This window comes from Bradyrhizobium sp. CCH5-F6 (assembly GCF_001556045.1).
Taxonomy (GTDB): Bacteria; Pseudomonadota; Alphaproteobacteria; order Rhizobiales; family Xanthobacteraceae; genus Bradyrhizobium.
In genome coordinates this window covers 43,528-67,688 of sequence record NZ_LSIC01000122.1, presented here as the reverse complement: position 1 = coordinate 67,688, position 24,161 = coordinate 43,528, and the positions used below count along the sequence as shown (strand labels likewise).

Here is a 24,161-nt window from a genome sequence, read left to right as displayed (position 1 = left end):
CTGTCGTGTTCTCCGGCTGCTAAACATCGAGGGAGCCGACCAGGGCGTATCAAGGGCGAGCCACTCATCTTTTCTTTTCAGGCTAAAGCCGGAAATACCCCGTCAGATCAGATTGCGACGCTCGGCCTCGCTGATGGCCTGCACGCGGTTGCGTGCTTTCAGGTCAGCGAAAATCCTGCGCATATGCCATTTCACCGTGTCTTCGCTGACCAGGAGTTGGTCAGCGATCCGCTTGTTCGAAAGTCCATCGCGGGCAAGCCGCAGGACGCTGATCTGCCGGACGGACAGCGTGGTAAGCTCGAGGGGGAACGAGGGCCGCTCAGTCCTTGGCCTTGGCTTGGCGATCCCGTCGAAATCGAACGTGACAAAGGCATCGGCGGATACCGGGGCCAAGGCGAGCAACAGATCCCGCGTGTCTAGCCCGGTCCGGTAGCATCCCAACTGCTTGATGAGTTCGAAGGCATTGACCGCCTTTCGTCGCGCGGGCGTCAGCGCCCCGGCGGCGGCGTGGGCCCCAGCTTCGCACATCAGCGCGCGCACTTCCAATCGACCAGCACCGATCGACCGCGCGATCTTGGCAGCCGCCTCGGCGTTGCGGAGGGCGAGGCTGTGCTGCCCCTTGGGGATGGCTTCCATCGCGCGCAACAGCGATATTTGGGCACGCAGGGGTCTTGCATGGGGCCCGGTCAGGACCTCACTAGAGTCACGCGGCAGCAGGTAGTCGATATCCCGCGCGCCGCTTAACAGGGCCAATTCGGCAAGTTCCAACTCGATCAGCATTCCCAGTCGCGGCAGTGCCCTTTCCCCCGCAAGGGCGCGTGCCCGTTCCAGCAATGCCGCGGCGCCCCTGAGATTGCCATTGGCCCGATGCCAGGTCGCGATGACGCGGCTGACCCCGTAGAACACGTCGGTAACGCCGTAGTTGGCGACAAAGTCAAGCAACCCGGCGACAGAGTGCTCGGCGATATCCAGCCGCCCCAGTTCGAACAGCACGTCAAGTTCCAGGGCGATCAGCAGCTTTGACGAGAAGGATGTGCGCGTCACCTGAACGTCGCTGTCATTGCGGGCGGTATCGATAAGTTGCAGCGCCGTGCGCATGTCGCCCCTGGCGAGGGCTGCCTGAATCTCGGCCGCATAAAGCCAGCCAAAGGCATAGTGTTGGTGCGCGGCGCTGTTGACTGAATGGGCCATGACTAGCGCCTGCTTCAGTTCGTCAAACCGGTATTCACTCGCTAGCATGAAGGCCAGACAGGTGAGTGCCGCACCCTTGCCGACGGCATTATCGTCGCCAAAGTTACTGATCCAATCGTTGCACAGCCGCTCGCTCAACTCCAGTTCGTCATGGGTCGCAGCACCGATCGCGCGGACCAGTTGCAGCCAGCCGCGGTCAGGATGCGCACCGGACGACGCGCGCGGGGCGGGCAGATAGCCCAGCAGCCTTTCGGCCTTGTCGGCCTGTTGGCTGAAATACATCGTCCAAGCGTAGCTGAGGCAGATGATCGGATGCTTGCGCAACTCGCGGGTTGGGAACCGGCCCAGCCATTCGCGCAACGCCTCGATCTCGCCTTGGCGCAGGGCGAGATCGAGCATGATGTCCTCACTCAGCCCCAGCGCCCAGCGGTGGTCGCCCGCCCGCAGCGCAAGGTTTACCGCCTTCTGGAACTCGCGCCTCCGCCAGTGCCAGAAGGCCGCACGTTTCAGGACATAGGATTTTCGCTCAGCACTGCGCACCAGAAACCGATGCTGAAGGTAATCGCGGAGAACCGGGTGCAGCGAGAACAGCGTTGAGTCATTTTCGGCGGGGCGAAACAGCAGGTGATCGAGGTCGATCTCCCTGATCAGCGCGTCGGCGTTGGTGGACTTGTAGGCGTAATTGTAGCTTTCCGCCGAAATCGGGTCGATCATCGCTGCGTTTTCAACGAACTCAAGCTGCCGACGCGACAGGCGTCTCTCGATCTCCTCATGGAGGAAGGTCACCGTTTCGGGCCAGTTTACCGCGGGCCGGACCGGCAATTCGGTCCGGCACATGATGTGGCAGAGCGCGGGCCAGCCCTGCGTCTCGGCGATCATCTGCTGTGCTGTTACGTTGGCGACCGGGTGCGCCCGCAAAAACGTTTCGGCATCGTCCAAGGTGAAGGCCAGATCGCGGGCATGGACCTCCCGCACTCCGCTTTCCAGCCCCAGCCGGGCAAAACCGCGCCGGGTATCCCCGGCGATAGCGAATCGGACATTCGGCGGGGTTTCCAGCACGAAGGTTTCCAGTGCGTGCAGCAGGGCGGGTGCGTGTTCGATGTCGTCGATGCAGATTACATTGGCCGGTCGCTCAGCGCCGAATTCTTCCCATAGCGTGGCCACTAACTCGGCCAGATCCGCCGGGACCGCTCGGCCTTCGCGGGACGCTGCGTCGAGCAGTTGGCCGTAGATGGCCTCCGCCAGCGCGCCTTCCGTTTCGTATCCGTCGCGCAAAGACACCCAGGCTGCGTTGTTTCCAGCAGCCCTGAAGGCCAACCAGTTCTGCGCCAGAACGACCGATTTTCCATAACCCTGCGTTGCGCGCAAGATCAGTGTCCGGGTCTCCGGTTGGCCTGAAAACGTAAATCGGGGCCGCGCGATACAGCGCCTGGCGATTGTCCCCAGACGCGCGGAAATGCGGACGGCACGCAGCCGTCCCGGATATGTCGGCTCGTCGCAGGTACCCCTGATCATGGGCGTCTCAAGGCAGCGCAGATAGCTATAGGATACCCCAATCGGGAACTACACTTAAGTGTAGTTGTGAGTCCCGGCCCAATGATCTCCGCTTCCTCCGCTCGCTCGGAATCGGGATGGGCGTACTGGTGTCACCTGCCGCGCGACGAATGGTGGGGTCAAGGGGAGGACATGCCGAATGATCAATACGCCAGATCAGTCTGTTTCAATCTTAGGCTACATCGACCGTAAGCGCTATCTTTGGATGCTGTCCACCCTGTGGCCGGCGACGCCAATGATCGGGCTCTGGCTGGTAGCGCAGACCGGATGGAGCATCTGGTACGCCTTGGTCCTGATCGTCTGGTACGCGATGGTGCCGCTTCTGGACGCCATGTTCGGCGAGGATTTCAACAACCCGCCGGAAGAGGCCGTCGAGATGCTTGAGAAGGACCGATACTACCGCGTCCTGACCTATCTGACCGTGCCGATCCATTACGCAGCCCTGATTGTAGCGGCCTGGTGGGTCAGTACCCATGCGATGTCTTGGCTCGAAATCATAACCTTGGCGCTCTCGCTAGGAATCGTGAACGGCCTCGCGCTGAACACTGGGCATGAGCTTGGGCACAAGAAGGAGACTTTTGACCGCTGGCTGGCCAAGCTGGTGCTTGCGGTTGCGGGTTACGGCCATTTCTTCATCGAGCACAACAAGGGCCATCACCGCGACGTTGCCACCCCGATGGATCCCGCGACCTCACGTATGGGCGAAAGCATCTACAAATTCTCCACCCGCGAGATACCCGGTGCCTTCCGCCGCGCATGGGCCCTTGAAGAAGAACGTCTGTCGCGCCGGGGCAAGAGCGTTTGGAGCATAGAGAACGAAATTCTGCAGCCGATGCTGATTACCTTCGCGCTCTATGCGGGTCTGCTTGCCTTCTTCGGCCCCCTGATGCTGGTCTTCCTTCCGATCCAAATGGCGTTCGGGTGGTGGCAGCTGACTAGCGCCAACTACATTGAGCATTATGGCCTGCTGCGTGAAAAACTGCCCAATGGCCGCTACGAGCACCAGAAACCGCACCACTCGTGGAACTCGAACCACATCGTGTCGAACCTGATCTTGTTCCATTTGCAGCGCCACTCGGATCACCACGCGCATCCGACGCGGTCCTACCAATCGCTGCGCGACTTCAAGGATCTGCCGACGCTGCCCTCGGGCTATCCGGGCATGTTCTTCATCGCGTTGATCCCAAGTTGGTTCAGGTCGGCCATGGACTCGCGCGTGGTAGATTGGGCCCATGGCGATCTGAGCAAGATCCAGATCGAGGATGGCAAGCACGCGCTTTACGAACGCAAGTTTGGTACGGTCGGCACCGACGCAAAGCCCGGCTTGGTTGCTGCCGAGTAAACCGCCAACTTCCGCACCGCTCTCGCTTGCCAAACGATGCGGACACCCGACACCACAGCCCTGAGCCACTCGACTCGTTTCAATCGTCGGGCGGCCAGCGGCTGGCCATGTGGGGCGGTCAGGCCGTGCGATAGGGCAGAGGTTGCGCGCCGATTACGGAAAAAACCAGGGATAGCTGCCATTCGGCCCAGCAATGTCAGATCGGCGGAAAAGGAGGAAAAAGGAACATGGCCAAGTACCAGTGTCCTGGTTGTAAATACACCTATGACGAAACGCTGGGCCATCCGCATGAAGGATTTCCCGCAGGCACTGCTTGGGCCAACGTGCCCGACGAATGGGCTTGCCCCGATTGCGCAGTGCGCGACAAGGTCGACTTCGAATTGATCGGCGAAGCGCCGGCCGCTACGACGCCGGCCACTCAGGCCGTCGAGTTTGCCGGGACGGCACGTAGCGCGGTCCCGGTCACCGACACGGCCGTTATCGAAAAGCCCGCCAGCCCGATGTCGAAACCGGCGGCGCGGATGGCCGCCGTACCGCAGGCCGCGGAGGCTTTGCCCCCCCAATTGTTCAGCCTGCAAAGCGAGCCCGGCTTTGCCGAAAACAAGCCCTTTGTGAAATGGGTCTGCATCACCTGCGGGCATATCTACGACGAGGCACTCGGCGACCCTTCCGGGGGCATCGCTGCAGGAACCCGGTTCGAAGAGATTCCCGAGGATTGGTGTTGCCCGGAGTGCGGCGCCACCAAGAAAGATTACGCGCTTTGCCAGGAAACCTAGTCAACTCGTGTTGGCAAAGGGTATCGGGCCGATCAGGCCCGCCATGGAGGTCATTGTGAATATTCACGCCGATCCGAACGACATTCCATTGGTGGATACCAGATCTACCGTTGCGGATGTTTTTGCGAAGCAACGGGAGGCGGGCTGGGCGCGTCGCTCGGATTTCGACCGCAAGGCACGCATCGCGGCGCTGAACCGGCTGAGGGAAGTCCTGCAGCGGCGCGAGACGGACATCATCGCGGCTCTTTATGCGGATTTCCGTAAGCCCGAGAGCGAGGTGAGGCTGACCGAAATCCTGCCGGTGCTGCAGGAGATCGCGCACACCAAACGCCACTTGAAGGGCTGGATGCGATCGCGCCGGGCAGCGGCCACGCTGGGTGTTTTCGGCACCAGGGCCAGGATCCGACCCGAGCCGAAAGGGATCTGTCTGATTATTGCGCCGTGGAATTATCCGTTGAATCTAGCCTTCGGGCCGCTGGTCTCGGCATTGGCGGCCGGCAACAGCGCGATCATCAAGCCGTCGGAACTGACGCCTGCTACCTCCACCCTGATTGCGGATATAGTGGCCGAAACGTTTTCGCCCGATCTGGTGGCGGTGGTCGAGGGCGATGCAGCGGTCGCGCAGGAGTTGCTGGCACTACCGTTCGACCACATCTTCTTCACCGGCAGCCCGCAGGTGGGCAAGCTGGTGATGGAAGCGGCGGCGAAATCACTGGCCTCGGTTACCTTGGAACTGGGAGGCAAGTCGCCCACCATCGTTGGCCCCACTGCCAACCTGAAAAAGGCCGCGCGTAATATTGTCTGGGGCAAGTTTGCCAACAACGGCCAGACCTGCATTGCGCCCGACCACGTGTTCGTGCATCGCGACATTGCGCAAGAGTTCAACGAGACGGTGATGGCGGAAATCGGTCGCGTCTATGGCAAGACGCCCGAGGTGCAGAAGATGACGCCCGACTATTGCCGTATCGTGAATGACCGGCATTTCAACCGGGTCGCCGGCCTGATCGAGGATGCCCGTGCCAAAAGCGCGCGGATACTGCTGGGCGGGCAGACGGATGCGGTGCAGAAATTCGTGGCGCCCACGCTGATCAGCCAGATCACCCCCGAGATGGCGATTTCGCGCGAGGAACTGTTCGGCCCGATCCTGCCGATCATCGAATATGACGATATCGACAAGGTGATTGATCAGATTAACGCCAATCCGAAACCGCTGGCGCTTTATGTCTTCGACAATAGCCGGGCTTTTGCCGAGGACATCATCACGCGCACCAGTTCCGGCGCGGTGGGGATCAACCTTACCGTCGTGCATTTCCTGCATCCCAATTTGCCCTTTGGCGGGGTGAACAACTCGGGCATCGGTGCGGCCCACGGAGTCTTTGGCTTTCGGGCATTTTCGCATGAGAAGGCCGTCCTGCAGGACCGCTACTCGATCGTCCACATGCTGTTCCCGCCCTATACAGGTTTTGTGAAGCGGCTCATCAGGCTTGTCGTCAAGGTGCTGGGGTAACTGGTTCGATGGAACAACGATCTGAAAGTCACGGAACGTACGACTACATCATCGTGGGAGCCGGCTCGGCAGGCTGCGTGCTTGCAAATAGGCTGTCCGCAGATCCCGCGAAGCGCATCCTCTTGCTGGAGGCGGGACCGCGAGACAAGAGCGCGCTGATCCATACGCCGATCGGCATCGCGCTGCTGGCCAACAGCAAGAAACTGAATTGGGCCTTCAATACCGAACCCCAGCAGCATCTGAACGCCCGCCGCCTGTTTTGGCCGCGCGGCAAGACGCTGGGCGGGTCCAGCTCGATCAACGCGATGGTCTATATGCGCGGCCACAAGGCGGATTACGACGGTTGGGAAGTCGCCTCTGGCACCTCGGTCTGGGGCTGGGACCGTGTCCGCGCCCTGTTCAAGCGACTGGAAAACAATCAACGATTCGGTAATTCAGAATACCACGGGACGGGTGGTGAACTGTTTGTCAGCGAATTGCAGACGGTCAACCCGCTCAGCCGATCCTTCGTCAAGGCGGGGCGCGAACTGCAGATCCAGCATAATGATGATTTCAACGGCGAGCGTCAGGAAGGGGTCGGCCTTTATCAGGTTACCCAGAACCGCGGGCGGCGCTGGAGTTCGGCAAAGGCGTTTCTGGAAAGCGCGCTGGACCGGCCGAATCTGGAGGTCATCACCGATGCGCGGGTGACCCGCGTGGTGATGGACGGGCGGCGCGCGATCGGCGTGTCCTACAGGCGGAACAACAAATACAAGCAGGCGCGGCTGAACCCTGCGGGTGAGGTTCTGCTGTCTGGCGGCGCGGTGAATTCGCCGCAGATATTGATGCTCTCGGGCGTCGGCGCAGCGGAGGAGCTGAAGGAACACGGCATTCCGGTGCTGCATGACCTGCCCGCCGTGGGCAAGAACCTGCAGGACCATCTGGACATCACGCTGATGAACGCGGCCAGTTCGCGTCAACCGATCGGAGTGGCACTCAGCTTCCCGCCGCGCGCGGTGGCGGGGCTGTTTTCCTATATCTTCCGCCGCAAGGGGTTTCTGACCAGCAACGTCGCGGAATCGGGCGGCTTCGTTAAAAGCACGCCCGAGCGCGACCGGCCGAACCTGCAATTCCACTTCCTCCCGACCTATCTGAACGACCATGGACGCAAGATCACCTACGGTTATGGCTTTACCCTGCACATCTGCGACCTGCTGCCGAAAAGCCGGGGCAGGATCGGTCTGAAAAGCCCCGATCCCCTGGATGATCCGCTGATCGACCCGAAATACCTCGATGACCCGGAGGATATGAAAACCATGATCGCGGGGGTCAAGATCGGCAGGCGCATCTTCGACGCGCCTGCCATGGCTGTTCATTCCCGGCGCGAGGTTTTGCCCGGTCCCGCGGTTCAGAGCGATGACGAAATCGCCGCCGATATCCGCAAGCGGGCCGAGACGATCTATCACCCGGTCGGAACCTGCCGGATGGGCGCCGATCCGGCGTCGGTGGTCGATCCGCAGCTTCGGGTGCGCGGTATCGAGGGGCTGCGGGTGATCGACGCCTCGATCATGCCGACGCTGGTGGCGGGCAACACCAATGCGCCGACCATCATGATCGCGGAAAATGCTGCTGACATGATTTTGGGGAAGATCCATATTTAGGCTGTGTCGCAGAATATTTCCAGCAAAGCTGTCAATCCGTGTGAAATATGCCGATCCGGCGGGTGTGACTCCAACCGAGTTCGGATGAAAAGCCTACGTCCGACGCTCTCGTCGACGAAGCCTCGCCATGCCGCAAGATCGTCGAAGTCGCGCGACGCGCGCAGCAACAGGGCGTCGGCGAGCGCCCTCTTGAGATGGCCATGCGCGCTCTCGATCGAACCATTCTCATGCGACACTCCGCGATTGTTGCGGGTCGGTGTCATGCCGTAATAGCCGCAGAATGCCTCGTAGCGTGTCGTCAAATCCTCCTTGGCGTCGGCGCCGAGATTGCGGAACGCCGCCGAAAGGCTGTCGCTTCGGTGCTGCTCGGGAACCCCGCCCAGCGACCACAGGGCGTTCTGCAACCCTTCCGCCAGCGCGACAAAGCTCTCGCCACCGAGCACGACATGGGCGTGTTCGAAGCCGGAAAACGGCAGACGGAAGTGATAGAACCGGCAGTCCAGCAACTGGCCGGCGACGGTGATCCGCGACCTCGGTGAAGTCTGACAAGCCCATGCGACCCGGCGGATGCTCCTGGCGGAAGATCACCTCCCGGTCCGGGCCGTTCACCGCGCGCCACGCCCTGATCCGCCGTTCAAGCGTCCGCCGCTTCCCGGAGCCCAGTTCCGGGTGCCGACGGCATAGTTCCTCGAACACGGCGATCGGCCGCAATCCGGGGCGGCCTTCAGCATGGGGAGGACGTCGTTCTCCCAGACGTCGACGAATGGATCGGCGCGGCGACGTTCGCGGGGCGCCTGTTTTTGGGTTGGAAGTCGGGGATCCTTCTCGAACCGGTAGGCGGCGGAGGTGCTGAATCCGGCCTTCGCAGCGGCAATGGCTGGCGAATGGTTGCGGCGCAAGTTCATGAAAAGCCTCATTTGTTGATCGGTGACGTGTCGGTCAGCCAAGGAATTGGGGTCCTCTCGAAAGAGAAAACCGATCCTTGACCAGCCGCCGTTACCGCCAAATGAGGCCCTTCGGGCGCCCACGCCGCTGCTGGGGTAACTCCGGTCGGGCTACGCCCTCCCTTCGTCACCCCAGCAGCGGCGCATTCTCATCCTGATTGTCGCGGGATTCCCATCTTGATTGTCGCGCCGCACGACCCGGACATCATCATGAGATGCTCGACGACCTTGGAAAGGACCATGACCCCAGCGATGACATCAGAAAGGAACTTGACACGGACCCGCAATTAAAGGGCCGAATAACGGTAAATGTGGCTTGGACATTCTGGTCGTCATCACGCAACGACTCTGGTCTGTCCCCGCATTCTGGAAAGCAGGGCAGCGATCTCCCCGGCCGGTCGCGCTGGGCTGAACAGATAGCCCTGCACCTCGGTGCAGCCTTCGGCTCGTAGCGCAGCAAGCTGCTCCTCCGTCTCGACGCCCTCGGCGGTCGTGATCATGCCAAGGTTCACCCCGAGCCCCATCATAGCCCGCACGATCGCCAAGGAATCGGCCCGATCCGGCAAACCTAGAGTGAAAGACTTGTCGATCTTGATCTTGTCGAACGGGAATTTCCGCAGGTAGCCCAACGAAGAGTAGCCTGTCCCGAAATCATCCATGGCGATGCTGAGTCCGAGTTGTCGAAGCTCATACAGGACCGCGATGGTCGCCTCCGTATCCTGCAACAACGCGGTCTCGGTGATCTCAATTTCAAGCCGGCTTGCAGGCAGTCCCGAATGACCCAAGGCTGCCACGACATCGAGGGATAACCTGTTACTCCTAAATTGAAGAGAAGATACGTTAACGGCGAGTTTCAGGTGATCGGGCCATCCCATGGCGTCCGAACACGCCTGTTTCAGCACCCAGGCTCCGATTTCGTTGATCAATCCGATCTCTTCCGCAAGCGGTATGAAATTGTCGGGCCCAACCATGCCGCGCACGGGGTGTCGCCAGCGCAGCAGCGCCTCGAAGCTGCTGACCTCGTTCGTCTGAAGGTTGACGAGAGGCTGATAGAACACCTCGAACTCCTCCCGCGCCAGAGCCTTGCGGAGATCGACCTCAAGCGCTCGACGAGCTTGCATTCTCTCGTCCATCCAGGCTTCGAAAAAGAAGTACTTGCCCCGGCCATCCGCCTTGGCTCGATAAAGAGCCATATCGGCCTTCTTCAGAAGCTGGTCTGGGTCGTGACCATCGGTGGGCGCCACGGCGATGCCGACGCTCGCTCCGATCATGAGCTGATGGTCGCCGATGTCGTAGGGCGTGCTGAGCGTCTCGATGATTCGTTGCGCCAGCACGGCCAAGTCGTCCGGCTGACCCACGGCCAACACAACTGCAAACTCGTCTCCCCCAAGGCGGGCGACAAAGGCGTCGTCACGCATGCTCGCGCGCAACCGATCCGCGACAGCGACCAGCAACCGGTCCCCGATCGCGTGGCCAAGCATATCGTTCACGGCCTTGAAACCATCCAGGTCAAGGTAGATAACGGCGAGCTGTTCGCCCCGGCGCGCTCGCTTGAGCGCCTGCTCGGCCTCTAGACGGAACAGCACCCGGTTGGGCAAGCCCGTGAGCGCGTCGTGATGCGCCATATGCGCGATCCTCGCATCCGCCGCGCGACGTTCGCTGATGTCCTCGAAGGTCGCGACCCAGCCACCATTCTCCGTTGGTACGGCCGAGATCGAGATCGTGCGGCCATCCGCGAGCCGCTGCTCAGGTAGCAGACGCTCATCCCTCGCGAGAGCAGCCTTTATCGTCGCGTAAGCTTCCACAAGGTCGCATTCCCAATCGTGGCCCACGCATTCCGGCTCGGCAACGCGGTGGATGGGAGTTCCGGGCTCGATGGCCTCGGCGGGGAGACCGTAAATATCCTGAAAGCGGCTGTTGCAGACGACAAGCCGGTCATCGGCGTCGTACATGCAAAGCCCCTGCGACATGTTCGCCATGGCCGAATTCAGTAGATTTGATTTAAACTGGACGTCCAGGCCACGCTCATGGAACTGGCGGAGCGTTCGGGCCAACGCTCCGATCTCATGTTTGCGGCCTTCATACTCGGGCAAAAACTCCATCCCCGGATATGCGTCAGCAGATGTTTCGGGCCGCTCGATAGCCGAGGAAGTCCGGGCAAGCGGCGTTTCGCCGGTGCGTAACCGTTCCATGGCAGCGGTGAGCAATTCGATTGGCCTCAACATGCTCCTATCGACGAAGTACCCGATGGCAAGCCCGATCATCAACGCCGCCATCACGGCGCAGGAACCGAGAACGAGAGTTAAGTCAATGGCGGCCAAGTGACGATCGGACAGCGCCATGATGCCGTCCGGCTCAGGTTTGGACGCAAGTTCCAGGAAGCTCGACCGAATGTCGTTTCGCGTGAGGATAAGGTTAGTGACAGCTACCGCCCCGAGAAGCGGTCCAAGTACGCAGAGGAGCGCCACGGATCCAAGAACAGTTTGCCGAAGATTAAGGTGCATTTTACTCGTTACAGACATTGCCAGCCGTTGGCTAATATTAGGCTGTCGTTACGAAAGGAAGTATTAAAGCCGGTTGACGATGTGTGGACACTCACAAATCTTTCAGGCCGCTATGATCTAGCCCGTCTTATTCGCCAGATGGCACCGGAGAGGCTGGCGAGCGTGGTGTAAAGCGCTGATGCGGCGTAGGATTCGGTTGCGAAGCCAACCCCATCACCTTCAACCGCGAACGCCACGCCCGCCATGACCGATGATACGATTCTGCCCTTCTCATTTCCAGCCGTTCACACCAAGAAAATTACAGCTGCCTTCGATGGCGGTCGCCTGACCTCGAATGGGGGCGTGATGCTTCTGGCGATGGCCGAGCGGCGTCTCGGTTTGGCCGACAAGTTGGCCCGGATGTTCCCGGATCGGCGCGACCCGACGCGGGTCGTGCACAGCCTTGTCGATATGTTCCGCGCTCGCATGTTTGCGATCTGCTGCGGCTACGAGGACGCCGACGATCTCGACCATCTGCGGTCCGATCCGGCGTTCAAGCTGGCCTGCGGACGGCTGCCGGACAGCGGTCGCGATCTGTGTTCTCAACCGACGCTGTCGCGCCTGGAGAATGCTCCACGCCTGCGCGACGTGATCCGCCTGACCTACACTTTGGTCGACGCATGGATGGATAAAGCCGTAACCGCGCGGCCACGTGGATTTGGATCACTCAAATACCAAAATGCTGGAACAGAAGCGGGGACGGCAACCCTGGGGGAGGTGTGATTGTCGTCTCAGTCAAATGCGACGCCAATCCGTTTCTCTTTTCGCCATTTGACATGACACGGTCGGCTTAGCTGATCTGCCTCTATAACCAGTCTGAACTCGTGAGGAATGCCTAGCGGACTTTCGACGTCCAGGGCGGCGCCGCTCGCCGACAAGTTCCGCACGGTACAGCTAATACCACCCCCACCGAATTCTATCGTCCCGGCTTTCAGCACGCGATGTCGAGGCGCGGTACGTTTGTTGTCCATAGGCGGACCATAGCCGAAAATTCTTAGAAATTCGCAAAGGTCATAGTCGACCCGCATGAGCATGGGTCATCGACGGGACGTGGTGACGGGAAGACCAAAGCCAGCTCTGTGAACCGTTCCTCGGCGGCGTAGGCCAAGGGTGCAGAAGTCTTGAGGCCATTCGACACTGACTAAAGATACTACACGCCCTCAAATCGAGCCAGATCTGGACTGCGTCTCCCCAATATTCCCCGACTTACATCGCCTCATTTACAAAGCGTTAACCTCAATCCGTAGCGGCAACTTAGCCGGGAAGCATCATCGTGACAGCAACCCGATGGAACTTTCGAGATCGAAATGGCGGCGCAACACAACCGGGCAAGAATGTTCGCGGTACTGAGCGCGACCAACGAAGCGATCTTACGGAGCACTTCCGAACAAGATCTCTATCAAGATGTTTGTAATGCTGCGGTTGATGGCGGCAAATTTCTGGGCACGGCCATTTTCCTGATCGAGGACGACTCTTCGTGGTTCCGGATGGCCGCTGGGGCCGGTCCCTTCGTTCATTTGATCGAGCAACTTCGTTTTTCTTCTGATGCCACCATTCCGCACGGTCAGGGACTCGGTGGCGAGGCGTTTCGCACGGCCAGACCGTGCATTAGCAGCGATGTTCTCAACGATCCCAGAACCCAACCGTGGAAGGAACTGGCCGCGAGCGCGGGCCTGACGGCGAGTGCCGTGCTGCCTCTCCTTCGAGACGGCCAAGCGGACAAGACATTGGCACGATAGCCCAATTCCCATCAGATCTGGAGCCGGCCTACCCCTATTGAGAAATGGAGAAGCGGTTGGCGTCCTGCTCTTCCTGTCGAGCGAAACGGATGTGTTTACCCCAGAATTTATGAAGCTGCTGGGGCGGCTTGCTGACAACGTATCATTCGCGATGGAAATGCTGGAGCGTGAGGACGCCCGACGCGCTGCAGAGCAAGCTAAGGACCGGCTGACGCGGATGCCCCGTCAACGACTTCATGACCAAGAACGGAAGCATCCGCGACGACGGCCGCATGATGCGCGACATGTACCTTTTGCAGACCAAGAAGCCGTCGGAATCGAAGGGCGAGTGGGACCTGATGAACGCCGCCGCGACCATTCCGGCTGAGGTAGCGTATCGGTCGCTCGCGGACCCGCCCAATGGCGCCGAGCACCTTCCCGTCCCTCTTGATGGGAATGCGGGAAACGACTCTGTCTCCGCCGCGCATGCGCTGAATTTTCCCGACCTCGGCCTTGCCCGTGGCCACGATCTCATGCAGTCGCGTGTTGTCGATGACGGTCTCGACCGGGCGTCCGTTTCCTTCGCCGGCCTTCAGCCCGAAAAACGCTTCGTGGATCGGAGAAATGTAGACGATCTTGGCCTTGTCATCGACGATCGTCATGGCGTCGAACGGATCCGTCAGCAGGTGCTGCAGGATGTCTCAGGAGAAATCGACGCTGCCGATGAAGCTGAGAAGTGCGTCGCCCGGCGTTTCGCTGAGAACGAGCATCTCTCTGGACCCGGCCGGAGTGACCAGCACCATGTAGATCTTGCGATCGAGATTCAGCGTCGTGATGCGCCGCTCGCGGGCCTCGGCCATCCATGCCTGATCTGCGGTCAACGAATTCAGACGTGGATCGGAGCCCACGCCGACCGAAGCGATTACACGAGCCGCAGCGTCGAAGAGAAGCACACCGGCAATCGTGGCGGTAATCGGATTAGGCATTTCCTCAGTGTCCTTGTTGAGGACACGTGAGCACAGTGAGGACGCCGCTCAAGAAACTTTGCCGCTCCTGAGGACACAAATTTAAGAGGCTCCAAAGGCTACCCCTGCAAAACAAGGAGTTCCACGACCCAGGAGCAGCAGCGGCGAAATGGCACGGGTGTTGCTGATGTCTGGATAGCAGCAACGCCCATGAAGGCAGTTCTCGAATGCTGCATTGCGAGATAGGATGAAACCGTACTTAACTCTCCATCACCCTGCGAGCGCGCAGCGCTACTACAGCGAACGGATGTGGCGCGAAGACACCTTCTACAGTCTGCTCACCAGTCATGCGACCGAGCGGCCTGATGCCGTGGCGCTGCAGGATGCTCGCCAAACGCTGACGTGGGGTGAGCTCAAGCGTTGGACGGACGGTGTCGCGGCAGATCTGCGCGAATACGGGCTGGTCGGCAGCGACCGCGTGATGATGTGGTTGTCCAACCGCATCGAGGCGGTCGTCATGTTCCTCGCCTGCGCGCGTGAAGGGATCGCCTGCAACCCCTCGGTCCACAAGACCTACACATGCGCCGAGGTCGGCGACCTTCTCAACACGCTGTCGGCGCGGGCGCTTCTGACTGAAGACGGTTGGGGGACCGACCGTGCGACCGTCGACTACGGCTGGTTTCTATCCGGAGATCTTGGCGTCATGGACGCCAAAGGCAATCTCCGCATCGAGGGGCGCCTCAAGGACCTGATAATCCGGGGCGGCCACAACATCTATCCGTCGCACTGGCTTCTTTCTTACTTATCGCGGCCATGCGGACAGCCAACGTGCGTGGCACACGCTTTGCTGACTACCAAAAAATAATGACTTCGGGAGGGTTACATGAAGAGTTGGTCGGCAATCGTTGGCGCTCTGATCCTAAGCTCGCTACCTATGGCTGTGTTGGCTGATACGTACCCGTCAAAGCCGATACGGTTGATTATCCCATTTGCTGCGGGTGGCCCGACAGACGCGCTTGGGCGAACGTTCGCTAAGGAACTCGGGGAAGTACTTGGACAAACAGTCGTCGTCGAGAACAGAACTGGCGCGGGCGGAAACATTGGAACGGACGCCGTCGCCAAGTCCCCTCCAGACGGCTACACGATCGGCTTCGGCACGAATGGACCGCTCGCAGGCAATGTCACGCTCTTCAAGTCGCTGCCTTATGATCCGACCACGGCATTCGCCCCAATCACCCGCATCGCGTTCGTATCGAACTTAATCGCAGTGCATCCTGCTCTGGGTGTGAAAACGTTGAGCGAACTGATTGAGTTGATTCGAAGAGAGCCCAACAAGCACAATTTCGCGCACGGAGGCTCAGGCACTACACAGCATCTCGGCGGAGAGCTGTTCAAATCGATGGCGCAGCTGCAGATGAGCGGTGTGGCTTATCGTGGCGAAGGGCCCGCGCTTAATGACGTTATTGCGGGTCATGTCCCGATCATCTTTTTGAGTCTTGCGACCGGCATCCCCATCGTGCAGTCGGGTCACCTCATCGCGCTGGCGGTGACTTCGAAGGATCGCATTCCGGCTCTCGCTAACATTCCGACGGTGGCTGAAGCTGCCCTGCCAGGGTATGTTGCAACAGCTTGGTACGCGCTGCTCGCGCCTGCCGGTACTCCACAGCAAATAGTTGAGAAGCTGAATGCCGCTTCTCGCAAGGCCATGGAGTCTCCTGGGACGAAGAAGCTTCTCGATCAAGCCGGAGCGATTACTGCCCCCACCACACCCGGCGAGCTTGGCGAGTTCATCAAGAGTGAAATCAGTCGTTGGAAGCCAATCATTGAGATGTCTGGCGCCAAAGTCGACTGACGAGCCGGTAGGACTTCTTGCGCGTCCAACCCCAAATGTGCTCGCACTCCCGAAACTAACGACGCTGGTACTTTTATTGCTCAGGCTTTCACAAAGAGAACTTGAAGCACCGTGTTGCATTGCGAGATAGGGATGAAACCGTACTTAACCCTCCATCACCCTGCGAGTGCGCAGCGCTACTACAGCGAGCGGATGTGGCGCGAGGACACTTTCTATAGTTTGTTGACCCGTCATGCGACGGAGCAACCTGATGCCGTAGCGTTGCAGGATGCGCGCCGGGCGTTGACGTGGAGCGAGCTCAAGCGTTGGACGGACGGTGTCGCGGCCGATCTGCGCGAATACGGTTTGGGCGGTGGCGACCGTGTGATGATGTGGCTCTCGAACCGCGCGGAGGCAGTCGTCATGTTCCTGGCTTGCGTCCGCGAAGGGGTCGCCTGCAATCCGTCCGTCCACAAGACCTATACATGCGCCGAGGTCGGAGAACTACTCACGACACTTTCGGCGCGTGCGCTTCTGACCGAAGACGGTTGGGGAACCGATCGTGCGACCGTCGACTTCGATGCCGCGCTTGTCCGGATCAAAAGCCTCAAGGTCGTTTACACGCCGAAGGCCTTTCCTGCGCCTGCGCGCAACAACACTCCGCCTTGCACGGACCCCGACAAGGTCGCGTATCTCGCTTTCACTTCAGGGACGACGGGCACGCCGAAGTGCGTCATGCATTCCGACAACACGCTGCTCGCAAATGCACGCGATCTCGTCGCCGACTGGAAGCGCGGTCCTGAGACTGTGATCCTGTCGCTCTCTCCGTTGTCGCATCACATCGCTTGGGTAGGCGTGGCGCAATGGCTGCTCACCGGCGGCCGGTTCGTTACGGCCGATCCGCCGGAAGGCATGAGTCGGGTCGACTGGATTGAGACGACGGGCGCAAACTACGTCCTCGGCGTACCGACCCATGCGATGGACGTCCTCGGAGAGCAGCAGGAAGCCGGTATCGAGAGGCTCGGCTCCGTCGAGACGTTCTACATGGCCGGGTCGCCGATCCCGCCGAGCGTGGCGGCCGCGTTCGTCAGCCAGGGCATCAAGCCGCAGAACGTCTACGGCATGACGGAGAACTCCTCGCATCAGTACACGCATCCGGACGACGATGCCGAGACCATCGTCAATACATGCGGACGGGGGGGGCGATCCTACGAAGTGAAGTTGTTCGATACGGGCGATCCGGACAAGGAAGTCGCTCCCGGCGAGGTCGGTCATATCGGTGGGAGGGGCGCTGCATTGATGCTCGGATATCTGGGCAACCAGACGGCAACCGAAGGAAGCTTCAACAGCGACGGCTGGTTTCTATCTGGAGATCTTGGCGTCATGGACGCCAAAGGCAATCTCCGCATCGAGGGGCGTCTCAAGGACCTGATAATCCGGGGCGGCCACAATATCTATCCGTCGCACATCGAGGCGATGGCCGTCCGCCATCCCGCGGCTGGACGCGTCGCGGCTTTCCCAGTGGCAGACGATCGGCTCGGCGAGCGCGTGTGCATCGCGGTGTCGGGCACGGTCGAGGCGGCCGACCTGATGGATCATCTCCGCAGCGAAGGACTGTCCAAATACGACATGCCTGAATACTTCCTGCGCGTCGGCGAGTTTCCTCTGACGGCGAGCGGGAAGATCCTCAAGCGCGAACTGGTTCTTCAGGTGCAGCGCAATCAACTTCATCCGCAGCAGATCCGGACGACGCCGTCGTCACGCAGCGCGTGACCCAGAACGAACAGGAAAAGCTGAATCAGATGCGTCCACTGGAAGACATCCGCGTCCTTGATTTCAGCACGCTGTTGCCCGGCCCCTTCGCGAGTCTGATGCTGGCGGAGGCCGGCGCCCAAGTCGTGAAGATCGAGCGGCCCGGCCGCGGCGACGAGATGCGGAGCTACGTGCCGAAATTCGGCGAAGACAGCGTCAATTTCGCGCTGCTCAACGCCGGCAAGCAGAGCATCGCCATCGACCTCAAGGCGCGTGATGCCGTGGAACGGCTGAGCCCTCTGATTGCGGAAGCCGACATCGTGATCGAGCAGTTTCGGCCCGGGGTAATGGACCGGTTAGGTCTGGGATATGCGGCTCTCAGGGAGATCAACTCTCGCCTAATCTATTGCGCCATCAGCGGTTGGGGACAGAATGGTCCGAAGGCGATGGTCGCGGCGCACGACCTCAACTACCTCGCCGAGTCAGGAATTCTCGGCTTGAGCGTAGGCGCCGATGGGGCACCGGTGATCCCGCCGGTGTTGATCGCCGATATCGCCGGTGGCGCTTATCCCGCGGTGACCAATATCTTGCTGGCGTTACGCCGGCGCGACAAGAGCGGCGTGGGGGCCTATCTCGACGTCTCGATGGGCGAGAACCTGCTGACGCTGGCCTATTGGGGACTCGGCAGCGGCTTCGCGGCGGACGAATGGCCAGGCGGCAGCGACGCGCTGGTGACCGGCGGCAGCCCGCGATACCAGATCTACCGCACGTCGGACAACCGCCATCTCGCCGTCGCGCCGATCGAAGACAGGTTTTGGGAGAACTTCTGCTCGACTATCGGCCTCGCTCCCGAAATGCGTGCTCCGGAAGCGGACGAAGGCGACGCAATCGACGCGGTCGGCGAGATCATCGCGACGAAGACCGCAGCCGAGTGGACGTCGATCTTCGCGGGCAAGGACGTGTGCTGCTCGATCATTGCTAGTCTGAAGGATGCGGTCGCGGATCCTCATGTCGCCGCGCGCGGGCTGCTGTCGCGCAAAATCCTGGTCGAAGGGCGCTCGATCCCTGCGCTGCCGGTACCGTTAAGCGAGCAATTCCGTGGTTCGAACGAATCCACACCACCGCGGCTCGGCGCGGATACCGCCAAGATCCTGGCGAACTAGGACGATCCGGATGCGAGCTTTTCACGTTGTCGTGCACGGCGTGCCATCAAGTCTTCGGTGCAATGAAATCCCGGGCGTCGCGCCCGGCGGCGGCCATATCCGCATCGGAGTCCGTGCGGCTGGCATCAATTTCTCGGACGCATTGGTGGTGTCTAGCAAAAATCAAGTGCTGCCCAAGCGTCCCCGTTTCGGCGAACACAACGACGCCGTGCTCCGCTATCTGCCCGACGGTCTCTGAAATCAAGAACTCAGTGGAAAGGAAACACCCATGACCTTCAGCACCATCCTGTACGAAGAAGACGGTCCGGTCGGCACCATCACGCTGAACCGCCCCGACGATGGCAACATGTTCACCGTCGACATGTGTCATGAGATCCGTGATTGCATCAACGAGATCCGCCGCGAGACGCGTACGCGCGTGATCGTAATCACCGGCGCGGGCGACAGGTTCTTCTGCATCGGCGGCCGCAAGGAAGGCATGGAGAAGACCATGCTTTATGCCGGTGTTTTGCCGACTCTAGAAATGTACGAATCTATCGACCGCCTGCAGAAGCCGGTGATCGCCAGCGTCAACGGTTTTGCGGTTGGCGGCGGCAACGTGCTACAGGTGGTATGCGATCTCACGATCGCCAAGGAGAGCGCGGTATTCCGGCAGGTGGGGCCGATGATGGGATCATTCGATGCGGGTTACGGCACCTGGTATCTCGAAGATCTGGTCGGTAAGAAGAAGGCCAAGGAGATGTGGTTTCGCAACCCCAAGATATCCGCGGCTGAGGCGCTCGAGATCGGACTGATCAACAAGGTGGTGCCCGACGACAAGCTGAAGGAAGAAACCCGCAAGTTCGCGATGGAGGTGGCTGAGCGCGGTCCGTTCGCTCTGGCTTCGATCAAAGGAGCGTTCAATGCACGGCATGGCGGCGTATCCGGACTGGCCCGCGTGTCGCACGATCTTCTTCTTCGGCCATATCTCGAAACCGACGAAAGCCACGAATTGTCAGCATCCTTTGCGGGGAAGCGCAAGCCGGACACCAGCAAGTTCGGAAAGTAGCCATGCCTGTCGAACTCACGACACTCGACGACTGCGCTCTGCTGCGCCTGAACAGGCCGGAGGCGCTGAACGCCCTTTCGTTCGGCGTGCTCAAGGAAATCTCGGGCGCGCTCACCGAAGTGGCGACATGGAAGGTTCGCGCGCTGATTGTCACCGGTGCCGGCGAGAAGGCGTTCTGCGCTGGCGCCGACATCAAGGAGCTCGGCGGTCGGCCGCTGATCGAGTGCAAGCGGGGCGCCGAACTAGGCCAGGCCGCCTTCGCGAAGCTCGACAGGCTTCCGTTCGCCTCCATCGCAGCCATCAATGGCTTCGCCTTCGGCGGCGGTCTGGAATTGGCGTTGGCCTGCACGTTCCGGCTCGGAACTCCGAGCGTGAAGCTCGGCCTTCCGGAGATCAAGCTTGGTCTGATTCCCGGATACGGTGGCACGCAGCGTCTGCCTCGGCTGATCGGCGAGGCGCGGGCTATGGAGATGATCATGCTCGGTCGCACCGTCGCCGCCGAAGAGGCCGTGCGTATCGGTCTGCTGCACCGGATCGTGGAAGGCAACGTCGTCGATGCCGCATTGGCTTTCGCGCATGAGTTTTCCTCCTACAGTCTTCTCGCTCAGCAGTTGGTGCGCGAAGCGGTGTCCCGCGCGTTGGACGTGCCGATCCATGAAGGACTAAAGATCGAGGCGGATCTCTCGACGCTGGCCTACGGCACGGCGGATGCCGTGGAAGGCATGTCGGCGTTCACCGAGAAGCGGAAACCGGAGTTCAAGGATGCGTAGCGGCCAGATCATAGTCACCGGCGCGAGCCGCGGCATCGGGGAGGCCATCGCGGCCGAACTCGACCGTCGTGGCTTTGCGGTCGTTGGCCTGTCGCGCAGCGGCGTCAGCGCCGTGGGCACTGGCTACGCCTGCGACATGACCGAAGAGCGGGCCATCGCGGACGCGATCGCCAAGGTCGCTGCCGAGGGGCCGCTCATCGGACTCGTCAACAACGCCGGCGCCCACGAAGGCAAACGGAGCGCCGAGCTGTCGCTCGCCGATTTCGAGACCACAATGCGGCTGAACGCCTCGGCGGTCATGGTTGCATGCCGCGAGAGCTACCCGCACCTGAAAGCCGCAGGCGACGCGCTGATCGTCAACATCGGTTCTTTCTTCGACAAGCTCGCGGTCATCGACAATCTCGCCTATTGCGCGTCGAAAGCCGCGGTGGGCGCGATCACGCGGTGCCTCGCGGCCGAATGGGCGCGCGACGGGATCCGTGTGCTCGACGTCGCCCCCGGATACATCGAGACCGATCTCAACCGCGATTTCCTCGCCAGCGAGAAGACCCAGGCCTGGCTGAAACGCCGCGTCCCGGCGGGCCGAGCGGGATCGCCCCAGGAAGTGGCGCGGCTCGTTGGGGCGCTCTACGCGGAGAACATTGCGTTCCTGACGGGCGAGACGATCTACATCGACGGCGGCCAGGGAGCCAATCACTAGATGTCAATTTTCGACCAACTTGACCACAACCGCAATTGGGGCGAGGATGATAAGCTGGTCCTGTCCCAGGTCGACCGGCTGTGCGCCGACTTGATCGCTCCGAATGCGGAGCACACCGACGCGACGGGCAAATTTCCCTGGGCCAACGTCAAGGCGATCAACGAACTCGGCCTCAATCGGGTCTTCGTTCCGGAGGACTTCGGCGGCGCGCCCATGTCGTTCCGCCTGTACCTCGCGATCGTCAAGCGCATCTCCGAGGCCTGTGCTGCGACCGGCATCATCTACGCGACGAACTTCCATGCGATGAAGCCGCTGATCGAGTTCGGAACGACCGAACAGAAGGCGCGCCTTCTGCCGTGCATCGCCGGGGGTGGCCTCGCTTCGCTGGCGATCACCGAGGAATCCGCCGGCTCCGACGCGACCGGCATGAAAACACGCTTCACGCCCGACGGCGACGACATCGTCATCGACGGTTCCAAGATATTCATAACCAACGGCGATGTCGCCGACCGCATCCTGCTGTTCGGGAAGTTCGCCGGGATCGAGGAGGCCAAGAAGGCCATATCGGTGCTGGTGCTGGAGAAGGGCGCACCGGGCTTCGAGGTCCTCCGCCTCGAAGACAAGATGGGGCATCGCGGTTCCTCGACGGCTGCGTTGCGCTTCGATGGCGTACGCGCGCCGCGCGCCAATCTCATCGGCGAACCTGGTGACGGTCTTCGCATCCTGCTGGCGTCGCTGAACCGCTCGCGCCCAAGCATCGCCGCGCATGCGATGGGCATCGCGATGGCGGCCTTCAACGACATGACGGCCTACATGAACGAGCGCAAGCAATCGGGACGTCGCATCGTTGATTTCCAGGCCAATCAGTTCATGCTGGCGGACCTCGCGACCGACCTCGCCATGTCGGATCGTTGGCTCGACTACTTGGCCGGGCTGATCGATTCCGGGGCGAAGGACTTCGGCGTCGAGGCTTCGATGGCCAAGATGCGCGCGTCGGACCTCGCCATGCGCGCTTCGACCGAAGCGGTGCAGATGTTCGGCGGCTACGGCTACTGCCGCGACTATCGCGTCGAGCGGCTGATGCGCGACGCCAAGATCACCCAGATTTGGGAGGGCACCAACCAGGTGCACCGACAGCTCATCGGCAGGAGTTTCGCGGCAAAATGACGAAATCAATCAAGACGGTCGGCGTCTGCGGCGCCGCGGGCACGATGGGGGCGGGCATCGCGCTGGTCGCGGCGCGTGCAGGATTCCGCACCATCTCCTACGACATGAAGAGCGATGCGCTTGAGCGCGCCACCAAACAGTCCGCGGCCTTCCTCGACAAGTCCGTCGAACGCGGCAAGCTCAAGGCGACCAAGCGCGACGTCATCGTAGGCGCCATGTCCCACACCACGGACATCGCCGAACTCGGCGGCTGCGATCTGGTCATAGAGGCGGTCTTCGAGGATCTGGCGACCAAGCGCGACCTGTTGAAGCGGCTCGACGAGGTCTGCGCCGAGGACACGATCTTCGCGTCGAACACCTCGACGCTGTCGATCACGGAAATCGCGGCAGGATCGAAGCTGCCGGCGCGTGTGGTCGGCATGCATTTCTGTCTGCCCGCGCAGTTGATGAAACTGATCGAGATGTCGCCGGGCATCCTCACGTCGGAGGAGACCTTCAATACCGCATGGGAGTGGACGAAGGCCTGCGGCCAGATCCCGGTCAAGACGCAGGACAAGCCGGGCTTCATCCTGAACGCGCTCCTGGTGCCATTCAACAACGACGCGATCCGTGTCGTCGAGGCCGGGGTCGCGAGCGCCGCCGACGTCGACAAGGCCATCAAGACGGGTCTCGGCTACAAGATGGGACCACTCGAACTGATCGATCTGATCGGGCTCGATACCCAGGTCCGTCTTTGCGAGGCGTTCTACCCGATCACCCTAGATCCGCGGGCGGCCACGCCGCCCTTGCTGAAGCGCATGGTCGCCGCGGGCCTGCTCGGACGGAAGTCCGGACGGGGTTTCTTCGACTACGAAGGCAACGCGATGCTTGGAGCTTGAGCCGATGACCTACACCATCATTCAGAACGGCCCGAGCCGGTCCTTCCCGGAAGGCGATGGGTTTCTCTCTGGAGCGTCGAAGGACAAGGGCACCGATGTCCTCGTCCTATGCAAAGCGCCGTTCGCTGCGGATCCCAGCAAGACAGCGATTCTCGTCGAACTCGGCAACGAGAGCCTCGCGCAGCATATCGGCAATGACAGCGCACATTCGAACGTCGTGGGCTTCGCGCGCTACCGCAACGGCGACGACGCGCCGTCCAAGCTCGTCGAACTGGTCCGGCCTTTATCCGCGTCTGACGCGGCAGTCGCGGCCGCCACCGAGCTCTTCACGAAAGCGGGTCTCGAAGTCGTGGTCTCCGCGGATCAGATCGGCCGGATCGTCAACCGGCTGGTGATCCCGAAGTACAACGCGGCCTTGCGATTCCTCGACGAGCGGCTGGCTACCCAGGCGGACATGGATCTGACGTGCAAACTCGGTCTCGGATATCCGGACGGCCCTCTCGAACGCATCTTCCGCGGCGGCATGGCGCGGCACTACGACGTGACGCATGCGTTGTTCGAGACCTACGGGACGCCGGCCTACGCGCCTCCGCGACGAGCGATCGTCGCGAAGAACCGCGACGGAGGAGGCGTTGGGAAATGATCCCGTCCAGAGCGGCCACAACCTTGGAG

Annotated in this window: 21 protein-coding genes and 3 pseudogenes; 18 read left to right on the top strand and 6 right to left on the bottom strand. The window is 61.1% G+C overall.

Annotation, left to right across the window (positions count from 1 at the left end; all coding sequences use genetic code 11):
* Positions 1–102 precede the first annotated feature (102 nt).
* On the bottom strand, positions 103–2,559 hold the full coding sequence (locus AX729_RS22525; protein WP_061026540.1) for a LuxR C-terminal-related transcriptional regulator: 2,457 nt from the start codon (positions 2,557–2,559) through the stop codon (positions 103–105).
* A 325-nt stretch (positions 2,560–2,884) separates the two neighbouring features.
* Here AX729_RS22525 and AX729_RS22520 point away from each other — a divergent pair, with 325 nt between their 5' ends.
* The 4 genes from AX729_RS22520 to AX729_RS22505 all read left to right on the top strand — a co-directional run bounded on the left by AX729_RS22520 (position 2,885) and on the right by AX729_RS22505 (position 8,010).
* Positions 2,885–4,087 carry an alkane 1-monooxygenase gene (locus AX729_RS22520; RefSeq protein WP_061026539.1) on the top strand — a complete coding sequence of 401 codons (1,203 nt, stop codon included), beginning with the start codon at positions 2,885–2,887 and terminating at the stop codon, positions 4,085–4,087.
* Between the two features lie 227 nt (positions 4,088–4,314).
* Positions 4,315–4,863 carry a rubredoxin gene (locus AX729_RS41825; RefSeq protein ID WP_021075778.1) on the top strand — a complete coding sequence of 183 codons (549 nt, stop codon included), beginning with the start codon at positions 4,315–4,317 and terminating at the stop codon, positions 4,861–4,863.
* A 43-nt stretch (positions 4,864–4,906) separates the two neighbouring features.
* Positions 4,907–6,370, top strand: coding sequence for an aldehyde dehydrogenase family protein (locus tag AX729_RS22510; protein WP_021075779.1), 1,464 nt, complete (start codon positions 4,907–4,909; stop codon positions 6,368–6,370).
* Positions 6,371–6,378: 8 nt separating this feature from the next.
* On the top strand, positions 6,379–8,010 hold the full coding sequence (locus AX729_RS22505; protein ID WP_061026538.1) for a GMC family oxidoreductase: 1,632 nt from the start codon (positions 6,379–6,381) through the stop codon (positions 8,008–8,010).
* A gap of 74 nt (positions 8,011–8,084) precedes the next feature.
* Here AX729_RS22505 and istA read toward each other — a convergent pair.
* Together istA and AX729_RS22495 are read right to left on the bottom strand one after the other, a co-directional pair.
* Positions 8,085–8,957 (bottom strand): annotated as a pseudogene (gene istA / locus AX729_RS22500) (IS21 family transposase); the annotation flags it as partial.
* A 332-nt stretch (positions 8,958–9,289) separates the two neighbouring features.
* A complete protein-coding gene (locus tag AX729_RS22495) occupies positions 9,290–11,296 on the bottom strand; it encodes a putative bifunctional diguanylate cyclase/phosphodiesterase (RefSeq protein WP_021075783.1) in 2,007 nt (668 codons plus the stop codon).
* 405 nt (positions 11,297–11,701) lie between these two features.
* On the opposite strand from AX729_RS22495, the pseudogene AX729_RS22490 reads away from it, so the two are divergent.
* Positions 11,702–12,127 (top strand): annotated as a pseudogene (locus AX729_RS22490) (transposase); the annotation flags it as partial.
* Positions 12,128–12,228: 101 nt separating this feature from the next.
* Here the strand turns inward: AX729_RS22490 and AX729_RS38825 are convergent.
* Complete coding sequence (locus tag AX729_RS38825; RefSeq protein ID WP_082770518.1) at positions 12,229–12,468, bottom strand: PilZ domain-containing protein; 240 nt, start codon at positions 12,466–12,468, stop codon at positions 12,229–12,231.
* 336 nt (positions 12,469–12,804) lie between these two features.
* On the opposite strand from AX729_RS38825, the gene AX729_RS22485 reads away from it, so the two are divergent.
* Positions 12,805–13,236 carry a GAF domain-containing protein gene (locus AX729_RS22485; protein ID WP_035649294.1) on the top strand — a complete coding sequence of 144 codons (432 nt, stop codon included), beginning with the start codon at positions 12,805–12,807 and terminating at the stop codon, positions 13,234–13,236.
* Positions 13,181–13,381, top strand: a pseudogene (locus AX729_RS41820) (GAF domain-containing protein); the annotation flags it as partial. The gene AX729_RS22485 and the pseudogene AX729_RS41820, both read left to right, overlap by 56 nt.
* Positions 13,382–13,433: 52 nt before the next feature.
* On the opposite strand, the gene AX729_RS41815 reads toward AX729_RS41820, so the two are convergent.
* Together AX729_RS41815 and AX729_RS22475 are read right to left on the bottom strand one after the other, a co-directional pair.
* Positions 13,434–13,877 (bottom strand): anthranilate phosphoribosyltransferase, encoded by a 444-nt coding sequence (locus AX729_RS41815; RefSeq protein WP_021075785.1) that lies wholly within the window; start codon positions 13,875–13,877, stop codon positions 13,434–13,436.
* Positions 13,878–13,916: 39 nt separating this feature from the next.
* The gene (locus AX729_RS22475; protein WP_021075786.1) at positions 13,917–14,201 is read right to left on the bottom strand and encodes a hypothetical protein; all 285 of its coding nucleotides are present in this window, start codon (positions 14,199–14,201) and stop codon (positions 13,917–13,919) included.
* A gap of 226 nt (positions 14,202–14,427) precedes the next feature.
* On the opposite strand from AX729_RS22475, the gene AX729_RS40580 reads away from it, so the two are divergent.
* The 11 genes from AX729_RS40580 to AX729_RS22420 all read left to right on the top strand — a co-directional run bounded on the left by AX729_RS40580 (position 14,428) and on the right by AX729_RS22420 (position 24,132).
* Entirely contained in the window at positions 14,428–15,045 is a 618-nt protein-coding gene (locus AX729_RS40580; protein ID WP_021075787.1) for an AMP-binding protein, read from the top strand.
* Positions 15,046–15,063: 18 nt separating this feature from the next.
* Positions 15,064–16,032 (top strand): Bug family tripartite tricarboxylate transporter substrate binding protein, encoded by a 969-nt coding sequence (locus AX729_RS22465; RefSeq protein ID WP_021075788.1) that lies wholly within the window; start codon positions 15,064–15,066, stop codon positions 16,030–16,032.
* Positions 16,033–16,164: 132 nt separating this feature from the next.
* Positions 16,165–17,784: a class I adenylate-forming enzyme family protein gene (locus AX729_RS22460; protein ID WP_061026534.1), complete on the top strand. Its 1,620-nt coding sequence runs from the start codon at positions 16,165–16,167 to the stop codon at positions 17,782–17,784.
* Between the two features lie 29 nt (positions 17,785–17,813).
* Positions 17,814–18,926, top strand: coding sequence for a CaiB/BaiF CoA transferase family protein (locus AX729_RS22455; protein WP_061026557.1), 1,113 nt, complete (start codon positions 17,814–17,816; stop codon positions 18,924–18,926).
* A 10-nt stretch (positions 18,927–18,936) separates the two neighbouring features.
* Entirely contained in the window at positions 18,937–19,164 is a 228-nt protein-coding gene (locus tag AX729_RS39865; protein ID WP_156457149.1) for a hypothetical protein, read from the top strand.
* Positions 19,165–19,194: 30 nt separating this feature from the next.
* A complete protein-coding gene (locus tag AX729_RS22445; protein WP_061026532.1) occupies positions 19,195–19,974 on the top strand; it encodes an enoyl-CoA hydratase-related protein in 780 nt (259 codons plus the stop codon).
* Between the two features lie 2 nt (positions 19,975–19,976).
* Entirely contained in the window at positions 19,977–20,744 is a 768-nt protein-coding gene (locus AX729_RS22440) for an enoyl-CoA hydratase/isomerase family protein (RefSeq protein WP_061026531.1), read from the top strand.
* A complete protein-coding gene (locus AX729_RS22435; RefSeq protein WP_061026530.1) occupies positions 20,737–21,444 on the top strand; it encodes an SDR family NAD(P)-dependent oxidoreductase in 708 nt (235 codons plus the stop codon). Before AX729_RS22440 ends, AX729_RS22435 begins: the two co-directional genes overlap by 8 nt.
* Positions 21,445–22,611: an acyl-CoA dehydrogenase family protein gene (locus AX729_RS22430; protein ID WP_061026529.1), complete on the top strand. Its 1,167-nt coding sequence runs from the start codon at positions 21,445–21,447 to the stop codon at positions 22,609–22,611.
* Complete coding sequence (locus AX729_RS22425) at positions 22,608–23,489, top strand: 3-hydroxyacyl-CoA dehydrogenase family protein (RefSeq protein ID WP_061026528.1); 882 nt, start codon at positions 22,608–22,610, stop codon at positions 23,487–23,489. The genes AX729_RS22430 and AX729_RS22425 overlap by 4 nt, the downstream gene beginning before the upstream one ends.
* A gap of 4 nt (positions 23,490–23,493) precedes the next feature.
* Positions 23,494–24,132 (top strand): 3-hydroxyacyl-CoA dehydrogenase family protein, encoded by a 639-nt coding sequence (locus AX729_RS22420; RefSeq protein WP_061026556.1) that lies wholly within the window; start codon positions 23,494–23,496, stop codon positions 24,130–24,132.
* Positions 24,133–24,161: the final 29 nt, after the last annotated feature.